The sequence below is a fragment of the Geodermatophilus pulveris genome (assembly GCF_900188375.1).
Taxonomy (GTDB): domain Bacteria; phylum Actinomycetota; class Actinomycetes; order Mycobacteriales; family Geodermatophilaceae; genus Geodermatophilus; species Geodermatophilus pulveris.
This window is the reverse complement of record NZ_FZOO01000013.1, coordinates 15,108-40,130: the sequence shown is the minus strand read 5'-3', so window position 1 is coordinate 40,130 and position 25,023 is coordinate 15,108. Positions and strand designations below refer to the sequence as shown.

The following is a 25,023-nucleotide window of genomic DNA, read 5'->3' as shown; positions in this document are numbered from 1 at the left end:
CACTCTTCGTCACCGAAGTCGCCCTCCGGGGAGCTGTGCCGGTGCACCGGCGGGCACGGTTACCCGGGGGCCTGCCGCCCGGCTATCGTCCGGGGGGAGCGGTCGACCGCGTGGTCGGTCGGCCGCTGTCGACGATCGAGAGGTGACCGTCGTCGCCGGGGGCGTGCGTCTCCCACGGCTCCGCGGCCGAGTACGCGCCCGGCGCCGGCGCAGTGAGGGCGAGGACTGTGCACGTCAGCTCGGTGCCACGGGACCCGCGAGTGGTCGTCGTCCACGAACGCTTCACCGAGTACGCCGGCTCGGAGGCAGTGGTCGAGCAGCTGGCGAGGCACTGGCCGGACGCCCCGCTGCTGGCCCCTGTCCACCGGCCCGGGACGCTGCCCCCCGACCTGGAGCGCCGGGTCCGGTCGACGGCCCTGAGCCGGCTGCTGCGCGGCAGCCGCTACGCCCACCTGCTCCCCCTCCTGCCGTCGGCGATGCGGCGGCTGCCCATCCCCGACTGTGACGTCGTCGTCGCCTCGCACCACGCCTTCGCCACCCAGGTCGTGCACGCCACCACCCGCCCGGTGGTGGCGTACGTCCACTCGCCGGCGCGCTGGGTGTGGGACGCCTCGATGCGGGAGGGTGAGGCCGGTCCCCGCGGCCAGGCGGCGCTGGCCGTCTTCTCGGCGGCCTTCCGCCCTGCCGACCGCCAGGCCGCTGCGCGTGTGCACACCCTCGTGGCCAACTCCCGGGCGGTCGCCGAGCGGGTCCGCTCGTGGTGGGGGCGCGAGGCCACGGTCGTCCACCCGCCGGTCGACACGGACTTCTACACCCCTGACGCCGACGTCGCCCGCGAGGACTTCTTCCTCCTCGCCGGCCGGCTGGTGCCCTACAAGCGGCCCGACCTGGCCGTCCAGGCCGCCAACCGGGCGGGGGTCCCGCTGGTCGTCGTCGGCGACGGACGGGTCCGCACGGAGGTCGAGCGCCTCGCCGGACCCACCGTCCGCGTCGTCGGCCGGGTCGACGACGCCGGCCTGCGGGACCTCTACCGGCGTTGCCGAGCACTGGTGATGCCTGGGCTCGAGGACTTCGGGATCGTGCCCGTGGAGGCGCAGGCCTGTGGCGCTCCCGTGCTGGCACTCGATGCCGGCGGCGCCCGCGACTCCGTCGTCCCCGGGCTCACCGGCGACCTGGTGCCGGTCGTCGATGCCGACCGGGAGGTCGCTGTGTGGGCCGAGTGCCTGAGCCGCTTCGAGGCCTCTGCCTATGACCCAGCGGCGGTCCGTCGGCACGCCGAGGGGTTCTCCCGCGCCCGGTTCCGGTCCGCGATGGACGGCGTCGTCCGCGCCGCGGCCGGCGGGGCGGACGCCGGCTGACGGCCGTGCCGGGTGTCAGCGCCCGCGGGCGAAGACGACCTCCGAGACGGTCCTGAGGATGATCTTCACATCGAGCCAGAGCGACCAGTTCTCGATGTAGTAGTTGTCGTAGCGGGCCCGGTCGGCGATGGAGGTGTCCCCCCGCAGGCCGTTGACCTGCGCGAGTCCGGTCAGTCCCGACTGCACCCGGTGGCGGTGGGCGTAGCGCTCGTACTGGGCGGAGAACTGCTCCACGAAGTGCGGCCGCTCCGGGCGCGGACCCACCAGCGTCATGTCGCCGCGCAGGATGTTCCACAACTGCGGGACCTCGTCGAGCGAGGTCCGCCGCAGCAACCGCCCGACCGGGGTCACGCGGTCGTCCGCGGCGATGGACCAGTTCGTCGCCGACTCCCGCTCGTCGACCGGCCGCAGGGACCGGAACTTGAGCACGTCGAAGAGTTCGCCGTCCCGCCCGACCCGCGGCTGCCGGAAGATGACCCCCGGCCCCTCCCGGCGCACGGCCAGGGCGATGAGGGCCATGGCCGGTGCCATGACCAGGAGCGCCGCCCCCGCGACCGTCACGTCGAAGCTGCGCTTGAGCGCCCGCCCCGGCCCGTTGAGGTTGGGCGTCTTGATCCGCATCACCGGTATCGAGCCGATGTGGTCGGCACGCCCCGTCTGGGTGTGGAAGTGGTGCATCCGCGGGACGACGAGCAGGTCGCAGGGGATGCAGTTCTCCGTTCGCACCGCCTCGTGGGCGTCCATCTCGGAGTAGTCGCCGTCGGCCAGCAGCAGGACGTCGGCGCCCGTCTCGCGGACCACCCGGTCCAGGTCCCGCAGTCGCCCCAGTCGCGGCACGATCGCCTCGGCGATGGGCTCCGGCCCGTCGTCGACGAAGCCGACCACCGCGAGGCCGTAGCGCCGGTGCTCACTGACCTTGGCGGCCAGTTCGGCAGCGAGGGGGCCGCCCCCGACCAGCACGGTCAGGTGTCTGGTCAGGCCCGCGCGCCGGCTCCACACGACCATCGAGGTGGTCACCAGTCTGCCGGCGACCAGCAGGGCCGCGGCGAGGGCCGCGTTCTGCAGGAAGACGACGACGCCGTCCTTGTCGTGGCGCAGCGCGATGATCGTCGCGACGACCGCCGCGGCCATGAGCATCTTGCCGAGGAGGGACGGCACCTCGTCGAGGACGCTGGCGTGCAGGCGGGCCCGGTAGCGCTCGGCGCCGGTGATGAACAGGACGCTGAGGACGGCGAAGGACAGGGACGCCTTCCACTGGGTCGGCGTCCACAGCGCCGGCGCGGCCAGTGCCAGGGCGTCGATCGGGATGAGGACCATCCACGCGCGGACGCCCTGCACCCACCGCCTGACGCGCCGATCCGGCTGTCTCGAGGGGCGCACGGTCGCCGCACTCCACCTGCGGAGCCGGCTGTCGTGGGTCGCGCGATCGTTGACGTGCCGGACCGACATGGCCTCGCTGGACTTCATCCACGACCCTCTGGACTAGGGGGTTCGTCCACCCGTTGGTGTTGCAGTACCGGGACAGGTCCCGGCGAGCTGTCACTCTGCCGGGTGACCCGGCGCCTGCCCACCACGCCCCCCCGATCGACCACCGCACGCGGGCGCGTGAACACGCCTGCGGCAGTGGGTCGTCACGTTCCGTGCGAGGACGTGCGGCGGCACCGTGGCCGGCCGATGGCTGGACACCGACCGCTCAGGTCCCGAGGCCGTCGCCGCGGACGGCCCGGACGGTGTCCGCGGCCACGTCGTCCCACGTGCGCAGTGGGGTCGCCCGGGCCGGGGCCGCCGACTGTCCGCGAGGAGCCAGGTGGCGCAGCACCGCGTCGGCCCACCCCTGGACGTCGTCGGCGGCCAGGTGCTCGGCACGGTCACCGCTGACCTCGCACAGCGCCGGGTCGTGCGACGTCACGAGCGGTGCGCCCAGGTCGAGGGCCTCCGCGGCGGGGAGACCGAACCCCTCGGCGAGGCTCGGCGCCAGGACGACGGCGGCGTGCTCGTAGCACCAGCGCAGTGTCCCGTCGTCCACCCCGGTGAGTTGCAGCAGGTTCCCCGAGGCGAGCAGCGCCGGGTGGTCGGGGCCGTAGGCGGCCGCCCCCCACTCCGGGGGACCGACGTGGACGAGGACGGCGTCCGGGTGCTGTCGGACGACCCGGGCCCACGCTGCGGTCACGACGGGCACGTTCTTGCGCGGTGACCCGTCGCCGACGACGAGCCCGAACGGTCGTCCGTCCAGCGCGCCGACCGGCACCGGGGTGGCCTCCCGCAACCGGGTGCTGGTGGCGAGGGGGACGACGGCGGCACGGGCGGCGGCCCGCGGCTCCCAGGCGGCCAGCCGGTCCCGGGTGGCCGCGCTGACGCACACCAGCGTGCGGGCCTGGCGCAGCGAGGCGCGGTAGGGACCGCGCAGCAGTGCGCGCTTGGGCGCGGCGAAGTCCTCCGGGCGGTCGAGCAGCAGCATGTCGTGCACGGTCAGCACGGTGTGCGCCGCAACCCCGCGGGGCAGCAGGTGCTTGGTGCCGTGCACGACGTCGAAGCGGTCGCCGAGCCGCTGCGCCAGGGCCCACCGCTCGAGGGCCGGGACGGTCCCCCCGGGCACCGCCGGCAGCCGGACCACCCGCTCCTGCCCACCGACGATCCCGGCCAGGGTCTCGGCGGCGGCGGGCGAGGCGAGCAGGTGCAGTTCGACGTCGTCGCGCCGCTCGAGGGCGTGGGCCAGTTCCACGGTGTACCGGACGATCCCGCCCAGGAGGCCGCTGGCCGGTACGTGGCCGGCCATCAGCAACCAGCGGACCGGTGGGGTCATCCCGGGCTCCCGCCGGTGGGAGCGACGACCCGCTGCCCGAGCGAGCGCCGGTGGGCCGCCGCGCGGCTCCGTTCCCGCCGCTCGGCCCGGACGATCACGTAGGCCACCGCCAGCAGCCCGGCGAGGGCGGGGGTGACGCGCCCCTGCGTCCAGTAGAGGTAGCGGGGGAGGTCGAGCAGGCCGGTGAAGGCGACCGGGTAGAGCAGGGCGCCGACGACCTCGCCGTCGACGAACCGGCGGTACAGCAGCCCGAGGACGGCGCCGAGGACGGCCATGAACAGCAGGCCGCCCACGGGACCGAAGTCGACGAAGGGGGTGGTGACCCCGCCGGGGTTGTTGAACTCCGGGTTGCCGAACTGCTCGAGGATGCTGTCGGACGCGGTCGGCACCGGCGCCGACAGCCGGTCGTAGAGGCCCAGCTGGGCGATGACCGGGGCTTCCCAGAACGCCTGCAGCGAGTCGCGGGGGAGTCGACCGGGGAAGTCGGCGTAGAGGAGCTGCAGCTGCCCGTTGTTGTAGGCGGTGGCGTAGTAGCCGGCGAAGCGGACGACCATGAACTCCAGGAAGGACAGGTCGGTGCGGCTCTCGAAGTACTGCCAGCTGCGGGAGTACTCGAACACCGCGAACAGCAGGAACAGCAGCGGGGCCAGGGCCAGCGGGCCGAAGCGGGCGGCCACCCGGCGGCTGCGGCGCCGGTCGTTGCGGGCCGTCATCGCCAGCACGACGATCGCCGGGATCGCCACCTCGATGAGCGCCAGCCGCTCGTTGTTGACGTAGGAGCGCAGCAGGGTCAGCAGCAGCACCACGACGACCTGGGCGGCCAGCCGGCGGTCGTGCTCGCGGCGCAGCACGTAGGTCGCGACCACCACGAAGGCGATCCCGCACTGGGTCAGCGTGGTCAGCCCCGGCACGCCGCCGAAGTAGTCCCGCAGGCTCACGCCGTAGTTGTCCTGGCTGATCAGGATCTCGAGCACCTGCGCCGGCCGGAGCCCTCGGGCGAAACCGGCGACGTAGAACGCCGTGTAGCCGACGACGGTCGCCCAGAACAGCACCCGGGCGGCCGAACGCAGCTGGGGGCGCACGCCCCGGTCCAGCAGCAGCGGCGTCCCGCCGCCGCGCGCCAGTCCGGCGGCCAGGGTGGCCGCGCCGGCCAGGACCAGGCAGGCCACCGCGACCAGGAGCAGCGTCTCGGTGGTCACCGACTTGGGAGTGCGGTACTGCAGCCGGAAGACGGCATCACTGAGCAGGCCGGTCAGCAGGACGGTGGTGGGGATCAGCACGCCGAGCAGGCCGGCCGGGGACAGCCACCACAACCCCCGCCCGGTCCGGGTCGACGTCCCGGTCGCAGCCGGGGCGCTCACGAGCCGGCGCCCTCGGGCCAGTCGGCCGGCCGGCGGTCGGTCCATCCGGCCCAGGTGCCCCGCAGGTAGGCCAGGTCGGCGCGGGCCAGGTTGCGCTGCCCACGCGCGGTGCGGACGGCCACGCCCGCTGCCTTGCGCGCCGAGTACCACAGCAGCTGGCGGCGGGGCAGCCGGTGCCGCCGCCACAGGTGCCCGTTGCCGCAGCCGTAGCGCAGCATCTTGCGTTCGAACGTGGTGTCCGAGTCGTTCCGTGTCTCGTCCTGCAGCACGACCAGTCCGGGGTCGTAGCGCACCCGGCCACCGGCGTCGAGCACCCGGAGCAGCAGGTCGGACTCCTCCCCGGCGCCGTACCAGCCCGACGAGCCCACGCCCATGCCCTCGTCGAAGTGGCCGACCTCGTCGAGCACGCCGCGCCGGAAGAACATGGTGCTCATGATCGTGGTCCGCATGAAGTTGGTGCGGGTCACCGGCCCGGGGTCGGGCAGCCAGCGCAGCATCGACCCCCGCCCGTCGACGGTCTGCTGCTGACCGCTGAGACCGGCCAGTCCCGGGTCGCCGGCGAAGGCGGCCAGGACCCGGTCCAGTGTGTCGGTGGGGTACCAGCAGTTGTCGTCGGGGAAGCCGAGCAGCCCGGCGGTGGCCAGCCTCAACCCGGCGTTGCGCCCCCGGGAGGCGCCGCGGCCGGAGGTGGTGGCCTGCCAGGCGACCCCGGTCCCGCTGTCCTCGAGCAGCCGCGTGCAGGCGCGGTCGGCGCCCTGGTCGCAGAGGACCAGTTCGACCCTCCCGGCGGCGGGGGAGGACTCGACCGAGGCCAGCAGCCGGGCGAAGTCCGCCGGTCGGCCGACCGTGGTGACCACGAGGGACAGCTCGGCGGCGCCCCGGGCGGGTGGCTCAGGCACGCTGCACCTGCTCGTGGTGCGCCGACCGGGCCCGGCCACCGACCAGCTCGGACCCCCGGCGCCACGGGTGCAGGGAGCGTCGCGGGTTGGTGAGCACGACCCCGGCGACGTCGACCCCGGCCGCTTGCAGCGCGTCGAGGCTGCGCTCGACCTCCTCGACCGTCGACCGCCAGGCCGCGGTGACCAGCACCGTCTCGGCGCACTGACGCGCCGCCTGCACGCCGAGGTCGGACCGGTCCAGCGGCGGGGTGTCGACCACGACCGCCCAGCCCGAGGCGACCGCGCTGGGTACCAGACCGCCGGCCAGGCTGCGGCCGAGGTCGACCGTCTCGTGGCCTGGGTGCGGCCCGGGGCTCACGATGAACAGGTCCGGCACAGCCGTCGGCTGTGCCGCGCGGGCGAGGACGTCAGCGGGCACCGGCCGCCCGTCGGCCGGTGTCAGGTCGACGGCCGGCAGGTGGCGCGGGTCGACGCCCAGCTCACCGAGCGCCTCCTCGGACCCGCTGTGGGCGCAGATGAGCAGGGTGCGCCCGCGACGGGCGGCCAGCCGGGCGTGCTGGACGGCGGTGAAGGTGGCACCCGCCCCGGACGTCGCCGCCAGAACGGCCAGGCTCCCGCGGGCGGCCGGCCCCCCGGTCAACCGCAGCGCCTGCAGCTGCACGGCACGCTCGAGTGAGCCGGCCCGCCGGGCGGCCAGCCGGGCACCGGGCAGTGGAGGGGAGAGCACCGGGGCGCCGGTCGCGGCGAGATCGGCCTCGTCGCGCACCCGGCCGCCGAGCGACCCCAGCACGATGGGCGCCGCGGCCCCCAGCACCGCGCCGACGACGGCGGCGGACAGGACGAGCAGCACACCGGTGGGTACCAGGCCGGGCGGCGCCGGGGTGGCGGCCTGGACGAGGTCCGCCACCTGGGGGGCGTCGGCCACGGCCCGCTGCAGGTCGTCGCGGGCGGCGAGCTGTTCGGCGTAGCGCTCGCTGAGGGCGTCCCGTTGCCGCGTCTGCGGGTCGAAGCCCGACTGCGCCGGCTGTCCCAGCTCCCGCAGCGCGGTGTCGGTCGCCGCGATCTGTCCCTCGACGGCGGCCAGCTGCTGGTCGGCCCGGTCGACGAGGCGCTGCTCGCGGTCGTCGATGTAGACCTCGGCGGCGGTCTGGGCCTGCAGCAGCGCGGCCCCGCGGTCCTCGGCGGTGGCGGTGAGCTCCAGCACGTTGGACTCGCCGACCTGCACCGCCTGCAGGTCGACGTCCTGTCGGCCGAGCCGGTCGGCCACCTGGTCGGCGAAGGCGGCGCCGCCCAGGATCACCAGCTCGGTCTCCACGTAGGTGGCCGCCCGTGCCGCCGGGTCACCGCTCAGGGACGATCCCGGGCTCTCCACGCCGGCCGGGTCCGGTGCGGTCAGCACCAGCGCCGAGGCACTCACCGGCTGCTCGCGGCCGCTGACGAACACCGCCGCGGCGAGACCGAGCAGCAGAGCGCCCAGCAGGGCGCCGAGGAGCGCCCTGCGGAGCCTGCCGGCCCGGGCAGAGCGTGGTGGCCGACCGCCGGGGTCACGTGCGGTGTCGTCCACCGTCGTCCAGGTCATGCCAGGTCGTCCTCGTCTCTCGGTCGCTCGCTCGTGGGTCCGCCGGCCGCCGGGCGACGGCGCGGGCCGGGAGGCCTCGGGCACCTGCCCGCACAGTTCACCCGATGGTGGACTGGTGTGTCACGGCCCCGGCCGGTGCCGGCCCGCTGCGGGTCCCGGTGACGGTCCGTGACGGGGGGAGCGGGTCGTCGACGACGATGCCGCTGACGGTGGCACCGGCCGACCGCAGCGCGTCCAGCGCCTGCTCGACCTCCTCCACGGTGGACCGGTCGCTGGCGGCGACCAGGAGCACCTCCCGGCAGGACCGGGCGACGGCGATGCCGAGGTCGGACGCGTCCAGCGGCGGCGTGTCCACGACCAGCGCCCACCCGGCGGCCGCCGCGGCATCGGCCAGCCCGCCGGCCGCCGCCTGCGCCACTGCGGTGGCGTCGCCGGGCTCCCAGAGCACGACGGCGAGGTTGGGGACGACGGTCCGCGCCGCCGCCCGTACGAGCTCCTCGGCGTCGGGGCCGGCCGCGGTGAGGACGTCCCACGTCACACCTGCTGCGACCGGGTCGGCGTGCGGCCGCGGCGTGCCGAGCGCATCCAGCGCGGTGGACTGCCCGGCAGCGCACACGAGCAGGGTGGGCCGGTGGCGGGCGGCATGGCGGGCGTGCTGCACGGCGGTGAACGTCGTCCCCACGCCGGCGGTGGCGGCCAGGACGGCCAGGCTGCCGCCGGCCGACGGACCGGCGGGCAACTGCAGCGCGTGCAGCTGCACCACGCGTTCCAGCTCACCGCTGGAGTGCGTGGACGGGCGGCGCCGCGGCAGGGCGGGCGACAGGACCGGCACGCCCAGGTCGACGAGGTCGTGCCGGCCGCGGAGCCGGCCGTGCAGCGCGGCCCGCAGGCCGGGGACCGTCGCCCCGGCCAGCGCGCCCAGGGCGGCCGCGCCGAGGCCGGCGGTCACACCCTCCGACACGCGGCCGGTGGCCAACAGCCGGGCCGGTTGCACCGCGGCGGCGACCTCGGGTGCCTCCGCCACGGCACGCTGCAGCAGGTCCCGGGTCACGAGCTGGGCCGCGTAGTGGTCCTCCAGCCTCTCGCGCTGGCGCTCGACCGGGTCGGGCCCGGTCGCCGGCGCGGGGTCGAGCTCGTCGAGGGCGGTCTCCGTCGCCTCGATCTGCTCGTCGAGGACGACCACCTGCGCGTCGATGCGCGCGAGCAACCGGGCCTGGCGGTCACGGGTGTAGACCTCCGCAGCCGCCTGGGCCTGTGCCAGTGCCGCCTGGGGGTCGTCGCTGACCGCGGTGATCTCCACGGCGTTGGACTCCCCGACCCGGTTGGCCTGCAGGTCGACCGGCCCGGAGGCCGACAGCGAGCGGGCCACCAACGCGGCGAGGTCGGCGCTGCCCAGCCGGACGAGCTCGGCCTCCAGGTAGGAGTCGTTGCGGCCGCCGACGCTCCCACTGCCGGTGCCGGACGCGATCTGCTCCACCACGGCCGGGTCGGGCCGGCTGAGCACGAGGGCGGAGGCGCCGACCGGGTCGGCGCTGGCAGCTGCCAGGAGGCCGGCCGGCACCCCGAGGAGGAGGGCCCCGGCCAGCGCTCCGGTCAGCGCCCCTGCGCCCCGGGCGCGGGTCGGTCTCATCCGCCCCCCCCCCCCGCGTGTCGGCACCGGCCTCGGCGACCCGCCCCCTCGCGGGCGGCCGACCGTGTCGAACATCGAGGTTACGATGCTGCGCGGCCAGACCCCAGCCCCGGCCGCGCGGAGACGCGCCGCCACCCACCACCACACCCACCGACCCCGCTTGCCGTGCCCTGCCCACCTCCCGGGGAGTTGCCCCCATGCGTCTGACGACACCCCGCCCGGTGCGGGGCCCGGCGCAGCCCCCCGCCGTGCCACGGCGGGCACGGCGTCCCGGCCGGCCGGCCGGGATCGCGCTCGGGCTGGTCGCGTTGGTCGTCCTCGGCTGGTGGTCGGTGCGCCCCGGGACGGACGCCGCCGGGCCGGTGGTCGGTCGGGTGGTGTCGGTGGTGGACGCGGGGGCGGTCGGTGACGGGGTGACCGATGACACGCGGGCGTTGCAGGCGGTGTTCGACGCGGCGGCGCCAGGGGACACGGTGGTGTTGCCGGCGGGGCGGACGTTCGCCCACGGTGACGTGCTGTCGCTGGCCTCGGCGGGGGTGACGGTGACCGGGGGTGGCACGTTGCTGGCCACCAGTGAGCAGCGCTCGTCGCTGGTGCTGGCCGCTGACGACGTGGTGCTGGAGGACGTGACGCTGACGATCGGGGCGACCAGTCGGCGGTGGGAGGCCGCGGAGCAGCAGCGGCTGCGGGTCGACGGGCACTCCGGTGTCGTCGTGCGCGACGTGCGGGTGCAGGGGTCGGCGGCCGCGGGGGTGTTCGTCGGTGGCGGGGCGGCGGAGTTCCTGCTGGAGGGCGTGCAGGTCACCGGGACCCGGGCGGACGGCATCCACATCACCGGCCGGTCGCGCGACGGTCGGGTGGTGGCCCCGGTGGTGCGTGACGTGGGTGACGACGGGGTGGCGGTGGTGTCCTACCGCAGTGACGGGCAGCCGTGCGCGCGGATCGTGGTGGACTCCCCGGTGGTCGACGGCAGCCGTGGCGGGCGGGGCATCTCCGTGGTCGGCGGGCAGGACGTGACCTACCGGGACGTGACGGTGACCGACACCTACGCGGCCGGGATCTACGTCGCCGCCGAGGGCGGGTGGGACACCGCCGGGGTCGACGGGGTCGACGTGCAGGGCGGGACGGTGACCGGGGCGAACAGCGGGGTGGACATCGACCACGGTGCGGTGCTGGTCTACAACGGCACTCCGGACCGGGCGGTGCGCGACGTGGTCGTCTCCGGGGTCACCGTGGCCGGCACCCGGCCCTCGGCCAGCCGGTGGGTCGGGCTGGTCACCGATTCCGGCGGAGAGGTCTCCGACGTCCGGCTGGAGGGCCTGGCCCTGGACGGGCCGGGCCCCGACACCACCTTCGTCAGCAACGAGTCCAGCACCACCTACCGCACCCAGGGCTGGACCCGCGACGGCCGCCCCCTGCCGGACCACCGGGACGAGCAGGTGCTCGACGCCGGCGCGGCGGCGTCCGGCCCCGCCGGGCCGGTGGCCGGTCGGGTGGTGTCGGTGGTGGACGCGGGGGCGGTCGGTGACGGGGTGACCGATGACACGCGGGCGTTGCAGGCGGTGTTCGACGCGGCGGCGCCAGGGGACACGGTGGTGTTGCCGGCGGGGCGGACGTTCGCCCACGGTGACGTGCTGTCGCTGGCCTCGGCGGGGGTGACGGTGACCGGGGGTGGCACGTTGCTGGCCACCAGTGAGCAGCGCTCGTCGCTGGTGCTGGCCGCTGACGACGTGGTGCTGGAGGACGTGACGCTGACGATCGGGGCGACCAGTCGGCGGTGGGAGGCCGCGGAGCAGCAGCGGCTGCGGGTCGACGGGCACTCCGGTGTCGTCGTGCGCGACGTGCGGGTGCAGGGGTCGGCGGCCGCGGGGGTGTTCGTCGGTGGCGGGGCGGCGGAGTTCCTGCTGGAGGGCGTGCAGGTCACCGGGACCCGGGCGGACGGCATCCACATCACCGGCCGGTCGCGCGACGGTCGGGTGGTGGCCCCGGTGGTGCGTGACGTGGGTGACGACGGGGTGGCGGTGGTGTCCTACCGCAGTGACGGGCAGCCGTGCGCGCGGATCGTGGTGGACTCCCCGGTGGTCGACGGCAGCCGTGGCGGGCGGGGCATCTCCGTGGTCGGCGGGCAGGACGTGACCTACCGGGACGTGACGGTGACCGACACCTACGCGGCCGGGATCTACGTCGCCGCCGAGGGCGGGTGGGACACCGCCGGGGTCGACGGGGTCGACGTGCAGGGCGGGACGGTGACCGGGGCGAACAGCGGGGTGGACATCGACCACGGTGCGGTGCTGGTCTACAACGGCACTCCGGACCGGGCGGTGCGCGACGTGGTCGTCTCCGGGGTCACCGTGGCCGGCACCCGGCCCTCGGCCAGCCGGTGGGTCGGGCTGGTCACCGATTCCGGCGGAGAGGTCTCCGACGTCCGGCTGGAGGGCCTGGCCCTGGACGGGCCGGGCCCCGACACCACCTTCGTCAGCAACGAGTCCAGCACCACCTACCGCACCCAGGGCTGGACCCGCGACGGCCGCCCCCTGCTGCCGAGACAGGTCCCCTGAGCGATCTGGGTCGCGCGCCGGCGGCCGGTGCGCCGGCCCGACACGGCCTGACGGTCCACCCGTCCGCAGGGCGACTGGCAGGATGGACACGCCCGGAGCCCGCCGCGGTGCTCCGGGACCAGACCGTGTCGAGCCCAGGAGTCGGTGGATGGAGCAGTCGGTGGTCCACAGCCCCGGTCGGGCGGCCGATCCGTCCCCGCAGCCGAGAGACCCGGCCGTTGCCGGCGACCTCCGCGCCTACCTGCTCGGTGGCTCGGCTGACGGACCGCCCGAGGGCGGCCGGCGACTGGCGAGGCGGCTGCGCGGGCTGCTCGGTCCGGGGACCAGGCACGGGCTGAAGATGCTCGGCACCCGGCTGGCCGCGCCCGGCTCGGCGCGCCGCCTGCGGCAGTTGCACGACAGCGGCGCACCGCTGCTGCTGAACCTCGGCAGCGGGACCTACAACGTGCCCGGGTGGGTCAACATCGACCTCTGGGGCTGGCACGCGGCCTGGGGGGTGCACCCCGACGTCGTCTGGGACCTGCGGCGCCCGCTGCCGCTGCCCGACGGCGCGGTCGATGCCGTCTTCATGGAGCACGTCCTGGAGCACCTGCCCGCCCGGGAGGGTCTCGGCGCGCTCGAGCAGTGTCACCGGCTGCTGCGACCCGGCGGGGTGCTGCGCCTCTCCGTGCCCGACTTCGGGCGCTACGCCCGCAGCTACGTGGCCGCGGCGACCGGGACCGGCGAGGACGTCGCTTTCCTCACCCAGGAGAGGCCTGGGCGCCCGACGCCCCTGATGGCGGTGTCCGAGGTCGTCTACCACCACGGCCACGTGTCCGTCTGGGACGCCGAGACCCTGGCCGCGCTGATGCGCTGCGCCGGCTTCGAGCACGTCACCCGGCGCGCGTACCGGGACACCGACCTCTCACCCGTGCCGGACTCCCCGGAGCGGCTGGGGGAGAGCCTGTACATGGAGGGCATCAGGGCCGGCTCGCCGGACGCCTCCTCCTGACCTGCCGGCCGGCGTCGGGGCTGGGAGCCGGTGGGTCCAGGAACGGTGCGGGTGGCCCGCTGGGTGGCCTGTCCCGGGGTGCGCGCCGCCACGGCACCTGACGCGCCAGAGCCGGTCGCTCCACCAGGAAGTAGGTGACCGTGGAGAGCCCGACGACGATCACCGCGGTCACCCCGGTGTTCAGGAGCAGGCCGCCGGCGTCGTCACCGAAGGTCAGCGAGTGCCGTTCCATCCCCCAGATCACCGGCACGTGCCAGAGGTAGACGCTGTACGAGATGAGGCCGAGGTAGCGGATCGGGGACCAGTCCAGGCAGCGCGCCAGGAGGGTGTCGCCTCCCCTGTCGTGGCGGGACGGCAGGACGACACCGGCCAGCAGGGCTGCTGCCGCCAGGCCCATCACCCGGGCGCCGAACTGCTCGTCCACCACCAGGAGGGGCAACAGCGCCGGCAGCGCCAGCGCGGCGAGGACGAAGGCGCCCGGTCGCCACGACGGGCCGCTCCGGCGCCCGGCGACCGTCACGAGGACGGCGACGAGCATCCCGTACCCGAACAGGTCGGCCTGGGCGAGCAGGGACCGGTCCCACACCGCGGTCCACGTCGGCCCCCAGGCGAAGGCGACCCGCTCGGCATCGGTCAGTCCCCGTTGTGCCGCGACGGACACGGCCGTGCTCGCCAGACCGAGGACGACCAGCGCGGCCGGTGCCGCGGTGATCGCCACGGTCGGTCCCACCCAGCGGGCGGCGAGTGCGGCAGCGGCCACGGCGAGCAGGGGGAGGACGACGTAGAACGTGAGCTCCGCCGTCAGTGACCAGGCCGGCGTGATCCCGGTCAGCAGGTATCCCGGCACGTACGTGTGCAGCAGGGACAGGTCCAGCACCACCGTCGCCGGATCGCTCAGCCGGCCCACGGTCTGCTCGCCGGCACCCGGCTGGCCGGGGAGGGCGGCGAGGCCGAACACCAGGCACACCAGGACGAAGACCACCACGTACCCCGGGTAGATGCGCAGCAGGCGGTTGGCCGCGTAGCGGCGCGTCGAGGGGAGCTCCTGACGCGCGAGGATCGCCTTGGCATAGGGGCGGTACAGGAGGAAGCCGGACAGCACGAAGAACAGCGTGAGTCCGTGCGCGGACCACTCGGACAGGCGCCCGAGCAGCCCGGTCTCCGCGGGGTCCGACGTGTACTGGCCGACGTGCCGGAAGAGCACCAGGAGTGCCGCCAGTCCACGCAGCCCCTCGATGCCGATCAACCGCCGGCTCGGCGGGGACCTCGTCGCGGGGACGAGGCCGTCGGTAGCGGTCATCACGGCGACCGTAGCGTCGGCCCGAGAGCGGGCGCGGTGACGACCGTGGCCTCGACGCCGACACGCCGACCGACTCGCCGGGCCCCAAGTGTGTCGTGCGCTCTCCGGATCCGACCGTCAGCGTTTCGCCATCGCGCGCGACCGGTGCGGCCGCACTCCGCGGCGGTCCGGCCCGACGCCGTCCTGATCCCCCACGGGGCCCCACCTACGATGCTGCCGCCCGGTCGAGGAGGTTTCCCGTGACAGAACCCGCTGCCCACGTCGTGGGCTCGGCAGCCGCCCGGCCGGCCACCCCGTGAGCACGGCCGACGGAGAGCCCGACCCGGTCGCCGAGGAGCCGTTCGCCCCCGGGGAGAGCCGGCGCGCTCTCTCCGGGGGGATCTGGAACGCCGCGGCGACGGTGATGCCGATGGTCACCACGCTGCTGCTGTCGGTGGTCATCAACCGCACCCTCGGCATCGAGGCGCAGGGCGTCCAGAACTTCATCGCCTATGTGGCCTCGCTCGCCGTCGCGCTCCCGGTCATGCCGCTGTTCAGCGCGTCCGTCCAAGCGCTCAGCGCGGCGCGCGGGCGCGGGGCGGCGCTCGACGCCGCCTGGCTGGCCCGGGTGTCCCTGGTGCTGCACGTCGGCGTCGGCGTGGTGTCCGGAGCAGCACTGGTGCTCCTGGGTCTGGCGCGTGGGAACGAGCAGTTGGCCTGGGCCATCGCCGGCGGCACCGTGGGCATCGACGCGGCCAGCTGGGCGCTCTCGGCCCGCAGCATCGCCCGCGACGGCTGGGGGCCGGTCGGTGTCCGTCGGCTGGTGACCCAGGCGACCGCACCGCTGCTGGGCATCGTCGCGTTGCTCGCGGGTCTCGGTGTCGCCGGCGTGTTCCTCGCCCAGGCGATCGCATCGGTGGCCCTGCTGGTGGCGGTCTGGTCGATCCGGGGCGGCCGCGACCGCCCCGGTCAGGTCGTCCTTACCCGACCACCGATGCGGCTGCGCCCGCTGGCCGGCCTCGTCGGCATGTTCACCCTCGTCTCCCTGCTGACCCAGGTCGTCGAGCGGCGGCTGGAGCTGCTCTTCCTCGACGTCTACTCCACCGCCCGCGAGATCGCCGTGTACTCGATCGCCTTCGCCCTGGTGTCGATGGCGTACTACGTCTGCACGTCGACGACGGGCGCGGCGAGCTCGTCGATCGCGGCGGTCGCCGCCTCCGGGGACACCACGCGCGTCCAACAGGCCATCTCGCGGGCCCTCCGGGTCCTCGTCGCCATCGCCGTGCTGCTCGCTGCCGCCCTGGCCTCCGTCGGCCCGTCGCTGATCCGGGTGGTCTACCAGGACGCGGAGCGAGCGGCGGCCCTCGTCCCGTGGCTGTGCCTGACGCTCCTCTGCGCCCCTGTGGCCCACCTCCTCCAGCAGTACTGGCAGGGCGTGGGACGGCTCACGCCCGTGCTCGCGGGTATGTCCATCGGTGCCGTCGCGGACATCGCCCTCGCCTTCCTGCTCGTGCCCGACCACGGGGCGGCCGGGGCCGTCGCGGCCAACGTGACGGGTCAGACCGTGGCCGCCACCGTCGTCGTCGGCTGGACCGCCCGCCGACTGCGGGGACTGCGACTGCCCCCGGCGGTCGTGCTGCGCGCCGCGGCGGTGGCGGTCCCCAGCGCTGCCGCCGCCCTGGGGGCGGGCGCCCTCGGCGGGTGGATCGGGCTGATGGCCGGAGGCGCGACCTTCCTCGCCGTCGCCTTCGCCGTCTCGCGCGTCGTGCCCGTCCTGGGTGCCGATGACGTCGCCTGGCTGCAGGGGGCCCTGCCGGGCCGGCTGGCCGGTGTCGCGTCTGCGGTGCTGACACCCGGCCTCCCCCGTCGCGCCCGATCGACTGTCGGGTCCGACAGCGCCGGCGGTCACCGTCCCTGACCCGGGTCGGTCCCCGGGGACCGACCGTCACAGCCGGCCGCTGCGGGCTTCTACGCTGACCAGCCGGACCGCATCGGCCCGGTACGTCCCGGCCGCTGGGGCTCCGACCGGTGGTGCACCGGCCGCAGACCAGGCAGAGGAGAGCAACGGTGGAGCGACCTGACCTCGCGGGGGAGCCCCGTGGCGCGCACGGAGCCGGGGCCCCGGCGCAGCGACCGCGGATCCTCGCGCTCCTACCGGACGTCGCCTGGCCGCTGGACGGTGGCAAGCGGCTGCGCCAGAGCGGCAACCTGCGCGGGCTCGCCGCGGTCGGCGACGTCGACCTCGCCGTCCTGTTCTCGACCGCACCCGACGACGTCCCCCCGGTGCCGCCGGACGTGCGCGTCCGCGAGTGGCGGCGGATCAGCCCGGACCCGTACCGGCAGGTCCATGCGGCGGTGAACCTGGCCCGCGGGCTGCCGGTGCGCATCGGCGCCCAGCGCTGGGACCGGATCCGCGGCGAGCTGGCGGACTGGTCCGCCCGTGAGTACGACCTCGTCTGGTTCGGCGGCATGGACCTGGCGCACGGGCTGCGGGGGGCCTTCCGTGCCCGGCGGACGGTCGTGGACTACGACGACATCGAGACCGCGGCCTGGCAGGCCTACCTCGATGCCGGTGCGGGCGACCGGCTGGAGCGCCTGCAGCGGCGCATCGAGCTGCCCCTGTGGGGGCGCATCCAGACCCAGGTGGCCGCCGCCACCGACGCGGTCGTCGTCTGCAGCCACCTCGACGTCGACCGGCTCGGGGCCGGGCACGTCGCCGTCATCCCCAACACCTATCCCGAACCCGCGGCCCGTCCGCGACGGGACCGGTCCGCCGCGGAGACGGGACCGCGGGTGGTGGTCGTCGCCAACTGGGAGACCGACGCCAACGCCGACTCGGCGCGCTTCGCCGCCACCGACGTCCTCCCGGCCCTGCGCCGGCTCCTCCCCGGGGTGCGGCTGCGTCTCGTGGGCCGCAACGCCGACCGCCTCGCCGACCTCGGGGGTCTGCCCGGCGTCGACCTCGTCGGCCCGGTCGACGACGTCGGGGAGGAACTCGCCGGCGCCGATGTCGCGCTCGTCCCGACCCGGTACGGCGGCGGCACGCGGCTGAAGGCGATCGAGGCGTTCGCCTACGAGGTGCCCGTCGTCAGCACCGCGCTCGGCTGCGAGGGCCTGGGCGTGCGCGACGACGTGCAGGTCCTCGTCCGCGACGAACCCGAGGCCATCGCCGAGGCGGTGCGCCGGGTCGTCGAGGACGAGCCGCTGCGCACGCGGCTGGTCGCGGCCGGCACCGAGCACTACCGGCGGCACTACCGGCCCCAGGCGGCCGTCGAGGCGGTCACCGCGGTCGTCGATCACGTCCTCGTCGCAGGGGGAAGGGGGGACCGTGCCGCCCGGTGACGGCGCGGAGCCCTCGGACGCCGCCGGGCCCCGGCCCCGCATCGCGGTCGTCGTACCCGCGTACAACGTGGAGCGCTTCGTCGCGGCGACCCTGCACTCGGTGATCGACCAGACCGTGACCGACTGGGAGTGCATCGTCGTCGACGACGGCAGCACGGACGGCACGGCGGCTGCCGCCGCGGAGGTGATCCGGCAGGAGCCGCGGATGCGCCTGGTCCGGCAGCCCAACCGCGGTCTGTCGGGGGCCCGCAACGCCGGCCTGCGGGAGTTGTCCCCGTCGGTGGAGTACGTCGCCTTCCTCGACTCCGACGACACCTGGTGCCCGACCGCACTCGCGGACCTGGTCGGCGCGCTGCAGTGCTGCCCGGAGGCCGTCGGCGCCTGGGGGTGGGCGGAGTTGATGGACGAGCGCGGCGAGCCGTTGCTACCGGGCTTCCACCCGGAGCGGCAGCGGGACCGCCGCGGGCTCTCCGGATGGCGCTTGCGGACCGTGGCACCGGACGAGCCGCTGTCCTTCGGCGAGGTCGTCGTGGCCGGTCCGATCTGGCCGCCGGCGGTCGGGTTGCACCGACGTTCTGCGGTCGCCGCTGTCGGCTCCTTCGACGAGTCGTTGCAGCAGTTGGAGGACTGGGACTTCTACACCCGGATGACCCGGCACGGTCGCTACGTCCCGGTGCTCGGCCAGGTGGCGTGGTACCGGCAGCACCCGGGCCAGATGACCAGGCGCACCGTCGAGTTCGTCTGCAACCTGGACCGGGTCCGGCGCAAGACCTGGGCGTCGCCGGACAACAGCCCCAGCCAGCGAACGGCGTCCCTGCGCGCCTGGCGGCAGTTGCAGTTCCGCCGGTCGCTGCGGACCGGCGAGCGCCTGGCCCGGGCGGTGGCCGGGCGGCGGTGGGCCGAGGTCACGCCGCTGGCCCTGGGTACCGCTGTCCTCGCCGGGCAGCTGGTGGCCGGCCGGCCACCGCGGACCACCCCCCGGCAGGTGCGCTGGACGCAGCGGACGGTGTGACGGCGCAGAGACCGTGCGGCGCCCAGCGCACGGACGGGGGCGGTGACATCCACCAGCCGTCCCGCAGGACGCCGGGACCCCGGACCGTGCCGCCGGGGCGGGGACCGGATCAGCGGAGCCGCCGCGACGACCGTGCGCCTGCAGGCGAGTCGACGGATGAACGGGACGTGAACCTTGTGCGATGTCCGCCTCCTGCGGTCTACTCCCTACCCGACGAGGTCGGGAGGTTCCACACGGTGGTGATGGTGGGCTCGGCGCGGCGCTTGTCGCTCCAGTTCGCCGCAGCCGCCGTCGTCCTCAACGCGGTGAGCCTGCTGCTACGGCTGGTGAACCTGGCCATGGGCCACTCGGTGGCCGACGCCGACCGGCCCGGCTGGGCGCACCTCCCCGGGCTGAGCGCACTGAGCACCGACTTCGAGGCCAACGTCCCGACCTGGTTCACCGCGTCCCTGCTCGTGCTCTGTGCCGCGGCGTGCCGTGGTGCGGGTCTGCTCTCCTCCACGCGGGACGGCCGCCAGGGCCGTGTCTGGACGCTGCTGGCCATCGGGTGCGCCGCGGCGTCGCTCGACGAGCTGCTGAAGGTGCACGAACGGCTGGAGCCCCACGCCCGGCAGGCACTGGACCAGGGGAGCCCGCTGATGGTGGTGGCCCTGTCGGGCGCCGCGGTCGTCCTGGTCGCCCTCTCGGTGGTCGGCGTGCGCCTGCTGCACCGTCTGCCACGGACGACCCGTCGCCTGGTCGCCCTGGCCGGCGCCATCTACCTCGGCGCAGTCCTGGGGCTGGACGCGGTGAACGGCTGGCTGGCAGACCTGCTCACCGTGGACTCCGTCTCGTACATCCTCGTCTCCAGCAGCGAGGAGCTGCTGGAGATGCTGGCCGTCACGCTCCTCTTCTTCGCCGCGTCGAGCCACGCCGCCGCCCTCGGCCGCGCACCCGCCTCGACGCAGTGTGTCGAGGCACCGCACCAGCCGGTGAGCCGGTGAGCCGGGTGGTTCGACCGCGCCACACGGTCCAGGACCGTGCCGACACCGCCGTGCTCACGGTGTCCCACTGACGGCCAGGCCGAACCGCGCCAGCGACCTCTCGTCCTCGGTCGGGATCACGTGAGCTGCCCGATGCTCCGGCCGGGAGGAGGGCGATGGGCGCCCCGCCACACCGGCGGGGCGCGGTCAGGTGCTGCTGTCGGCGCCGACGCGACCGGCGTCCCGGTAGAGAGGGTCAGCGGGAGTCAGCCGCTCACCGGTGAGGGCCGGGTCCGCGGGCCGGCCGCCGTGGCACCGGACGGGGGACGGGGCCGTCGGTCGACGCCTCGTGTTCCTGGTGGTCGGCGCGGCGGATGACCCGACCCAACAGCACCGCGATGGGCACGGCGAGCAGCACCCAGACCCCAACGGCGGTCCACACCCACCCCACGGAGGCCTCCTCGTCGGCATGCCCCCCCCGCCGTCACCAGTAGACCTCAATCCAGGAGTCCTCGCCTCAGCTGTCTGTGGCGATCGATGACGCAGATGCTGCCAGCGGGTGGACCGACGTCCCGATCCGGGCCTGTGCGCATCCCCAGGGGTCCCGTGCTGCACTTCACCGTCCGAGTGGTCGAGAACAGGAGGCAGGGTCATGCGCATCTCGGTCGTCGGCTGTGGCTATCTGGGCGCCGTCCACGCGGCGTCGATGGCCGAGCTGGGCCACGACGTCGTCGGCGTCGACGTCGACGAGCCGAAGATCGCCGCCCTGGCACAGGCGCGGGCGCCGTTCTACGAACCCGGGTTCGAGGACCTGCTGGCCCGCACGCTGGCCACCGGGCGGCTGCGGTTCACCACCGACGTCGCCGACGCGGCCGGCGCCCAGGTGCACTTCGTGTGCGTGGGCACCCCCCAGAAGCGCGGCGAGTACGCCGCCGACCTGCGGTTCGTGGAGGCGGCGACCGAGTCGCTGCTGCAGGTGCTCGCCCCCGGCGACCTGGTCGTCGGCAAGTCCACCGTGCCGGTCGGGACGGCCGCGCGCCTCGCCGAGGTGGTCACCGAGAAGGTGCCGGGAGCGGTGCTCGTCTGGAACCCCGAGTTCCTGCGCGAGGGGTTCGCCGTCCAGGACACGCTGCACCCCGACCGGCTGGTCTACGGCCTGCCCGGTGGCGCGGACGGCGAGACCGCGAAGCGGACGCTCGACGAGGTCTACGCCGACATCGTCGCCCGGGGCACCCCGAAGGTGGTCACCGACTACGCGACCGCGGAGATGGTGAAGACGGCGGCCAACAGCTTCCTGGCCACGAAGATCAGCTTCATCAACGCGATGGCGGAGCTGTGCGAGGCCACGGGGGCCGACGTCTTGCAGCTGGCCGACGCGATCGGCTTCGACGACCGCATCGGCCGCAAGTTCCTCAACGCCGGCCTCGGCTTCGGCGGCGGGTGCCTGCCCAAGGACATCCGCGCGTTCATGGCCCGGGCCGGGGAGCTGGGTGCGGACCAGGCGCTGACGTTCCTGCGCGAGGTGGACAACATCAACATGCGCCGCCGGATCCGCATGGTGGAGCTGGCCCGAGAGGTGTGCGACGGCTCCCTGCTCGGCAAGCGGATCGCCGTCCTGGGTGCGGCGTTCAAGCCCGACTCCGACGACATCCGCGACAGCCCGGCGCTCAACGTGGCCGCCCAGCTGCAGCTGCAGGGCGCCGTCGTGTGCGTCACGGACCCCGCTGCGGTGGACAACTCCCGCCGGCAGTGGCCGCAGCTGGACTACGCGGACACCCCCGAGGAGGCCGCCGCGCGCGCCGACGCGGTCCTGGTGCTCACCGAGTGGCGGCAGTACCGCGAGCTGGACCCGGTGGCGTTCGGTCAGGTGGTGCGGCAGAAGCGGGTCCTCGACGGGCGCAACGCCCTGGACCGGGAGGCCTGGACCGCCGCCGGCTGGACCTACCGTGCCCTGGGCCGCCGCGCCGGCTGACGACGGCGCGCCGTCCGTCGGTCACGGTGGGCAGGGCGACTGCCGATGTCCGGTGCATGGTGGCGTGGATGGTCGGCGGGCTGGTCGTCTGGATGATCGCGGCCCTCGTGGTCGGCGTCCTCCTGGGGCGGGGGATCCGCCTCGCCGACGTCCGGGATCGGGCCGACCGCCCGCTCACCACGGCCGACCAGACCGCCGACGCCATCCTCGCCCTGGCCGCCTCCCGCCGCTGACAGCCGGCGACCGTGCTGGGTGCGCACGTCCGCCCTGGTGGTCTGCGAGCCCGCGCGCTCGGCCTGGTGGTCGGCGAGTGGCTGCCCGGCCGGACCCTCGCCGATCTGCCGCCGGGGGACGACCCCCCGCCGGCCCCCGGTGCACGACGGCGCCGCCGGGGCCGCGGTGCTGCTGCGCTGGACCGGGCCGACCCGCTCCTGGCTGGGTGACCGCGACCCGGACGACGAGGTGCGCGCGGTGACCCGGGAGTCCACCACCGCGCCGGGCGGGCCGCTGGTGGCCGTGCACCGGGACCTGCACGACCGGCAGGCGCTCGTGGCCGACGACGGGTCGGTGGGCCTGCTCGACCTCGACCTGCTCGCGCTGGGGCAGCCGGCGCTGGACCTGGCCGACTCCCGGTGCAGCAGGACGCCGGCACCGTCGGCGGCGACGACGAGGAGCAGTTCGAGGGCTCCGCGGTCGACGGCTGACCGGCACCCCGTGGGTCCCGGTCCGGCGACGGGCCGGGGCCCGCCGGGCTACCGGGTGGGGCGGGCGGTGGAGCGGCGGCGGGACAGCAGGTGGCCGGCGAGCAGGACGACGGCGACGGCGGCCACCACCCAGGCGGTGGTCGTGCCCGACCACGTCGCGGTCGTCGCCTCCTCCGCCGCTCGGGCGAGCGGGCGCAGCTGCCCGGCCAGCTCCACCACCGCGCCCGATCGGTCACCGGCGGCCAGCCGCGGCTCGATCTCGCCGGTCATCGCGGCCTCGACGGCCACCCCGGACAGCCGGGTGGCGTCGTCGACCCACCAGGAGTACTCGTAGGTGCCCTCGCCCTCGCCCACGGCGACGGTGAGCAGCACGTCGGTCGGCTCCAGCGCGGACAGCTCGGCGGTCCGCTCGGCCCACGTCTCCGGTGGCACCGCGTCGAACGAGGGCACGAAGACGACGTACAGGCCGACGCCGGTGTCCTCGGCCAGGGACTGCGCCGCCTCGCGGGCGGCCGCCGCGTCGTCACCGAGCGCCCCTGCCTGGTCGGTGACCCGGTCGGTGAGCTGCAGCGGGGGTGCGGCCCGCGCCGGCCCGGCGACGGACAGCGCGAGTGCCAGCACACCCGTGACGACGACAGCCCTGGACACGTTCGACCTCCGACGACTCCGGGAGGACCCGAGCCTCGGTGCCGACGCCCGGCGGGGTCGGCGGCTCCGGTCCCACGGTGCCCAGGACGTCCTGGGACCCACGTGCCACCGTGCCCTCGTCCGGGGGGCGCCTGCACCCGCCCACCCCGGGTGACCGCACGTCCGGCCCGCTCTGCCGACGTGTGGGCACGCTCCGGGGCGCCCCGGTGACGCCCCGCCAGACCGCGCACCCGGCAGGCCACGGGCGCCTCGCCGGACGGAGCGGCCGTCCTCGGGGTTCACGATCCGTTCACCTCCGGTGACGGAACGCCCCGTCGCCGGTGACGTCACGTCACCGAGTCACAGCGTTTCGCCATCCGGGGGTGGCTGTGCCCCCGTGCCCCGACGACAGTCGGGCGCGCACCGGGACGGTCGCCGAGGACCGGCAGCCGAGACGTCCCGCGATCCAGGGAGCAGCGACATGACGGCAACCCGCGGGGACCGGGCACCCTCTCACGTCCCTCCCGCAGCGGCGGCGACCGCGCCGGTCCGGCCCGCGCCCGGCCGCGGTCCCTCGCGGACGACCGCCACGGGTCGCCGGTGAGCGCGGGGGACCGCAGCGCCCGGGACGGCGTGCTGGACCCGCCGCGCACCGCTCCGGCGGCCGCCGCGGACCTGCCCCACGACTGCGCGCCCGCCCAGCCCGGGGACGTCTCCGGGAGCCCGGCGAGCACCGCGCCGGTGCAGCGGGGCAACCCGCGCCTGGTCGGCATCGACGCGGCCCGCGGGCTGGCGCTGTTCGGCATGATGGCCATCCACGTCATGGACCCGGTCGGCCCGGACGGAGGTCCCTCGCTGACCTGGGACGTGGCCGCGGGCCGCTCGGCCGCCCTGTTCGCGCTGCTGGCCGGGGTCGGAGTGGCCTTCGCCACCGGACGGCGGCGGCCCCCGGCCGGCCGGGCGTGGGGGGCGCACGCCGCGTCGCTGGCCGTGCGCGCGCTGCTCGTCGGGGCGGTGGGCCTGCTCCTCGGCCCGCTCGTGTCGCGCTCGCTGGCCGGCGTGATCCTCCCGTACTACGCGCTGCTGTTCGTGCTGGCGATCCCGCTGCTGCTCCTGTCGGTGCGGGCGCTGCTCGTCACCGCTGCGGCCGTCGCGATCGGCCTGCCCGTGCTCAGCCACCTGCTGCGGGCCGGCGAGCAGCTCGTCACCGAGCCCAACTACGGCTTCGCCGACCTGGTCGGGGAGCCGGGACGGGTGTTCCGGGACCTGCTGCTCACCGGCACCTACCCGGCCCTGCCGTGGCTGGCCTACCTCTGCGTGGGCCTGGCGGTCGGACGCTCGCTGCTGTCCTCCCGGCGGGTCGTGGCGCTGCTGGTCGTGGTGGGCGTGGGGCTGGCCGTGGGCGCCCGCCTGGTCTCCTGGTCCCTCCTCGACGTGCTGGGCGGGCGCGCCGACCTGCAGGCGGCTGCGCTGGCCGCGCGGACGCCCGAGGAGTACCGCGACCTGCTGCTGTGGGGCCCCGCGGGCACGACCCCGACCGAGACGGCGTGGTGGCTGGCGACGGCGGCGCCGCACTCGACCACCCCGCTGGACCTGCTGTCCACGATCGGCGTCGGGCTGGCCGTCCTCGGCGTCTGCATCCTGGTCGGCCGGACGACGACCCGGGCGCTGCGGCCGCTCTCGGCCGCGGGCAGCATGACCCTGTCCCTGTACTGCCTGCACCTGCTGCTGCTCGGCTCCGGGACCATGCCGCGCGACGACCTGGTCTCCCTGCTGGTCCAGGTCCTCCTCGTCGTCGGCTCCGCCCTGCTCTGGAGCCGCTCCCACGTCCGCGGCCCGCTCGAGGAGATCGTCGCGCAGGCCACGGGCGCCGTCCGGCGGCGGGTGCTGCAGGCGGGCGCCGGCACCGGGGCGGCCCGGAGCTGACCTCACCCGTCGGGGTGGTG

18 protein-coding genes and 1 pseudogene are annotated in these 25,023 nt (G+C 75.3%); 11 read left to right on the top strand and 8 right to left on the bottom strand.

Annotation, left to right across the window (positions count from 1 at the left end; genetic code table 11):
• Positions 1-260 precede the first annotated feature (260 nt).
• A complete protein-coding gene (locus tag CHB98_RS19915) occupies positions 261-1,358 on the top strand; it encodes a glycosyltransferase (protein ID WP_218822445.1) in 1,098 nt (365 codons plus the stop codon).
• A 15-nt stretch (positions 1,359-1,373) separates the two neighbouring features.
• Here CHB98_RS19915 and CHB98_RS19910 read toward each other — a convergent pair whose 3' ends face one another.
• The 6 genes from CHB98_RS19910 to CHB98_RS19885 form a co-directional block, all read right to left on the bottom strand.
• Positions 1,374-2,696: a sugar transferase gene (locus tag CHB98_RS19910; protein WP_218822444.1), complete on the bottom strand. Its 1,323-nt coding sequence runs from the start codon at positions 2,694-2,696 to the stop codon at positions 1,374-1,376.
• Positions 2,697-3,051: 355 nt separating this feature from the next.
• Entirely contained in the window at positions 3,052-4,161 is a 1,110-nt protein-coding gene (locus tag CHB98_RS19905) for a glycosyltransferase family 4 protein (protein ID WP_089307351.1), read from the bottom strand.
• Complete coding sequence (locus CHB98_RS19900; protein WP_143425144.1) at positions 4,158-5,522, bottom strand: oligosaccharide repeat unit polymerase; 1,365 nt, start codon at positions 5,520-5,522, stop codon at positions 4,158-4,160. Before CHB98_RS19900 ends, CHB98_RS19905 begins: the two co-directional genes overlap by 4 nt.
• Positions 5,519-6,421, bottom strand: a complete 903-nt coding sequence (locus tag CHB98_RS19895; protein ID WP_218822443.1) for a glycosyltransferase family 2 protein — start codon at positions 6,419-6,421, stop codon at positions 5,519-5,521. The genes CHB98_RS19900 and CHB98_RS19895 overlap by 4 nt, the downstream gene beginning before the upstream one ends.
• Entirely contained in the window at positions 6,414-8,000 is a 1,587-nt protein-coding gene (locus CHB98_RS19890) for a hypothetical protein (RefSeq protein WP_089307349.1), read from the bottom strand. Before CHB98_RS19890 ends, CHB98_RS19895 begins: the two co-directional genes overlap by 8 nt.
• 97 nt (positions 8,001-8,097) lie before the next feature.
• Positions 8,098-9,630, bottom strand: coding sequence for a P-loop NTPase family protein (locus CHB98_RS19885; RefSeq protein ID WP_089307348.1), 1,533 nt, complete (start codon positions 9,628-9,630; stop codon positions 8,098-8,100).
• A 248-nt stretch (positions 9,631-9,878) separates the two neighbouring features.
• Between CHB98_RS19885 and CHB98_RS19880 the strand changes: the two genes are divergently transcribed.
• Positions 9,879-12,188 carry a right-handed parallel beta-helix repeat-containing protein gene (locus CHB98_RS19880; RefSeq protein ID WP_179224735.1) on the top strand — a complete coding sequence of 770 codons (2,310 nt, stop codon included), beginning with the start codon at positions 9,879-9,881 and terminating at the stop codon, positions 12,186-12,188.
• Positions 12,189-12,336: 148 nt separating this feature from the next.
• Positions 12,337-13,179 (top strand): class I SAM-dependent methyltransferase, encoded by an 843-nt coding sequence (locus tag CHB98_RS19875; protein WP_179224733.1) that lies wholly within the window; start codon positions 12,337-12,339, stop codon positions 13,177-13,179.
• On the opposite strand, the gene CHB98_RS19870 is transcribed toward CHB98_RS19875, so the two are convergent.
• Positions 13,148-14,479 (bottom strand): acyltransferase family protein, encoded by a 1,332-nt coding sequence (locus tag CHB98_RS19870; protein WP_143425143.1) that lies wholly within the window; start codon positions 14,477-14,479, stop codon positions 13,148-13,150. The genes CHB98_RS19875 and CHB98_RS19870 overlap by 32 nt on opposite strands.
• Before the next feature lie 295 nt (positions 14,480-14,774).
• Between CHB98_RS19870 and CHB98_RS19865 the strand changes: the two genes are divergently transcribed.
• The 7 genes and pseudogenes from CHB98_RS19865 to CHB98_RS23105 all read left to right on the top strand — a co-directional run.
• Positions 14,775-16,376, top strand: a complete 1,602-nt coding sequence (locus CHB98_RS19865; RefSeq protein WP_089307344.1) for a lipopolysaccharide biosynthesis protein — start codon at positions 14,775-14,777, stop codon at positions 16,374-16,376.
• A 149-nt stretch (positions 16,377-16,525) separates the two neighbouring features.
• Positions 16,526-17,800: a glycosyltransferase family 4 protein gene (locus CHB98_RS19860; RefSeq protein WP_089307343.1), complete on the top strand. Its 1,275-nt coding sequence runs from the start codon at positions 16,526-16,528 to the stop codon at positions 17,798-17,800.
• Complete coding sequence (locus CHB98_RS19855) at positions 17,787-18,812, top strand: glycosyltransferase family 2 protein (protein WP_179224731.1); 1,026 nt, start codon at positions 17,787-17,789, stop codon at positions 18,810-18,812. The genes CHB98_RS19860 and CHB98_RS19855 overlap by 14 nt, the downstream gene beginning before the upstream one ends.
• Before the next feature lie 236 nt (positions 18,813-19,048).
• Positions 19,049-19,795, top strand: a complete 747-nt coding sequence (locus CHB98_RS19850) for a hypothetical protein (RefSeq protein ID WP_089307341.1) — start codon at positions 19,049-19,051, stop codon at positions 19,793-19,795.
• Positions 19,796-20,426: 631 nt separating this feature from the next.
• The gene (locus tag CHB98_RS19845; RefSeq protein ID WP_089307340.1) at positions 20,427-21,746 is read left to right on the top strand and encodes a UDP-glucose dehydrogenase family protein; all 1,320 of its coding nucleotides are present in this window, start codon (positions 20,427-20,429) and stop codon (positions 21,744-21,746) included.
• Between the two features lie 56 nt (positions 21,747-21,802).
• Positions 21,803-21,979 carry a hypothetical protein gene (locus tag CHB98_RS22835; protein ID WP_179224729.1) on the top strand — a complete coding sequence of 59 codons (177 nt, stop codon included), beginning with the start codon at positions 21,803-21,805 and terminating at the stop codon, positions 21,977-21,979.
• Positions 21,980-21,998: 19 nt separating this feature from the next.
• A pseudogene (locus CHB98_RS23105) lies at positions 21,999-22,364 on the top strand (phosphotransferase); the annotation flags it as partial.
• A gap of 134 nt (positions 22,365-22,498) precedes the next feature.
• Here the strand turns inward: CHB98_RS23105 and CHB98_RS22585 are convergent.
• Positions 22,499-23,098 carry a TPM domain-containing protein gene (locus tag CHB98_RS22585; protein ID WP_245821462.1) on the bottom strand — a complete coding sequence of 200 codons (600 nt, stop codon included), beginning with the start codon at positions 23,096-23,098 and terminating at the stop codon, positions 22,499-22,501.
• A 579-nt stretch (positions 23,099-23,677) separates the two neighbouring features.
• Here CHB98_RS22585 and CHB98_RS19835 point away from each other — a divergent pair.
• The gene (locus CHB98_RS19835) at positions 23,678-25,003 is read left to right on the top strand and encodes a heparan-alpha-glucosaminide N-acetyltransferase domain-containing protein (RefSeq protein ID WP_089307338.1); all 1,326 of its coding nucleotides are present in this window, start codon (positions 23,678-23,680) and stop codon (positions 25,001-25,003) included.
• The last annotated feature ends 20 nt before the right edge of the window (positions 25,004-25,023 follow it).

Excerpts from the sequence above, each read along its gene's own strand:
- CHB98_RS19875 (WP_179224733.1), top strand. The coding sequence starts at position 12,337 with ATGGAGCAGTCGGTGGTCCACAGCCCCGGTCGGGCGGCCGATCCGTCC.
- CHB98_RS19890 (WP_089307349.1), bottom strand. The coding sequence starts at position 8,000 with ATGACCTGGACGACGGTGGACGACACCGCACGTGACCCCGGCGGTCGG.
- CHB98_RS19885 (WP_089307348.1), bottom strand. The coding sequence starts at position 9,630 with ATGAGACCGACCCGCGCCCGGGGCGCAGGGGCGCTGACCGGAGCGCTG.
- CHB98_RS19905 (WP_089307351.1), bottom strand. The coding sequence starts at position 4,161 with ATGACCCCACCGGTCCGCTGGTTGCTGATGGCCGGCCACGTACCGGCC.
- CHB98_RS22835 (WP_179224729.1), top strand. The coding sequence starts at position 21,803 with ATGGTGGCGTGGATGGTCGGCGGGCTGGTCGTCTGGATGATCGCGGCC.
- CHB98_RS19845 (WP_089307340.1), top strand. The coding sequence starts at position 20,427 with ATGCGCATCTCGGTCGTCGGCTGTGGCTATCTGGGCGCCGTCCACGCG.
- CHB98_RS19870 (WP_143425143.1), bottom strand. The coding sequence starts at position 14,479 with ATGACCGCTACCGACGGCCTCGTCCCCGCGACGAGGTCCCCGCCGAGC.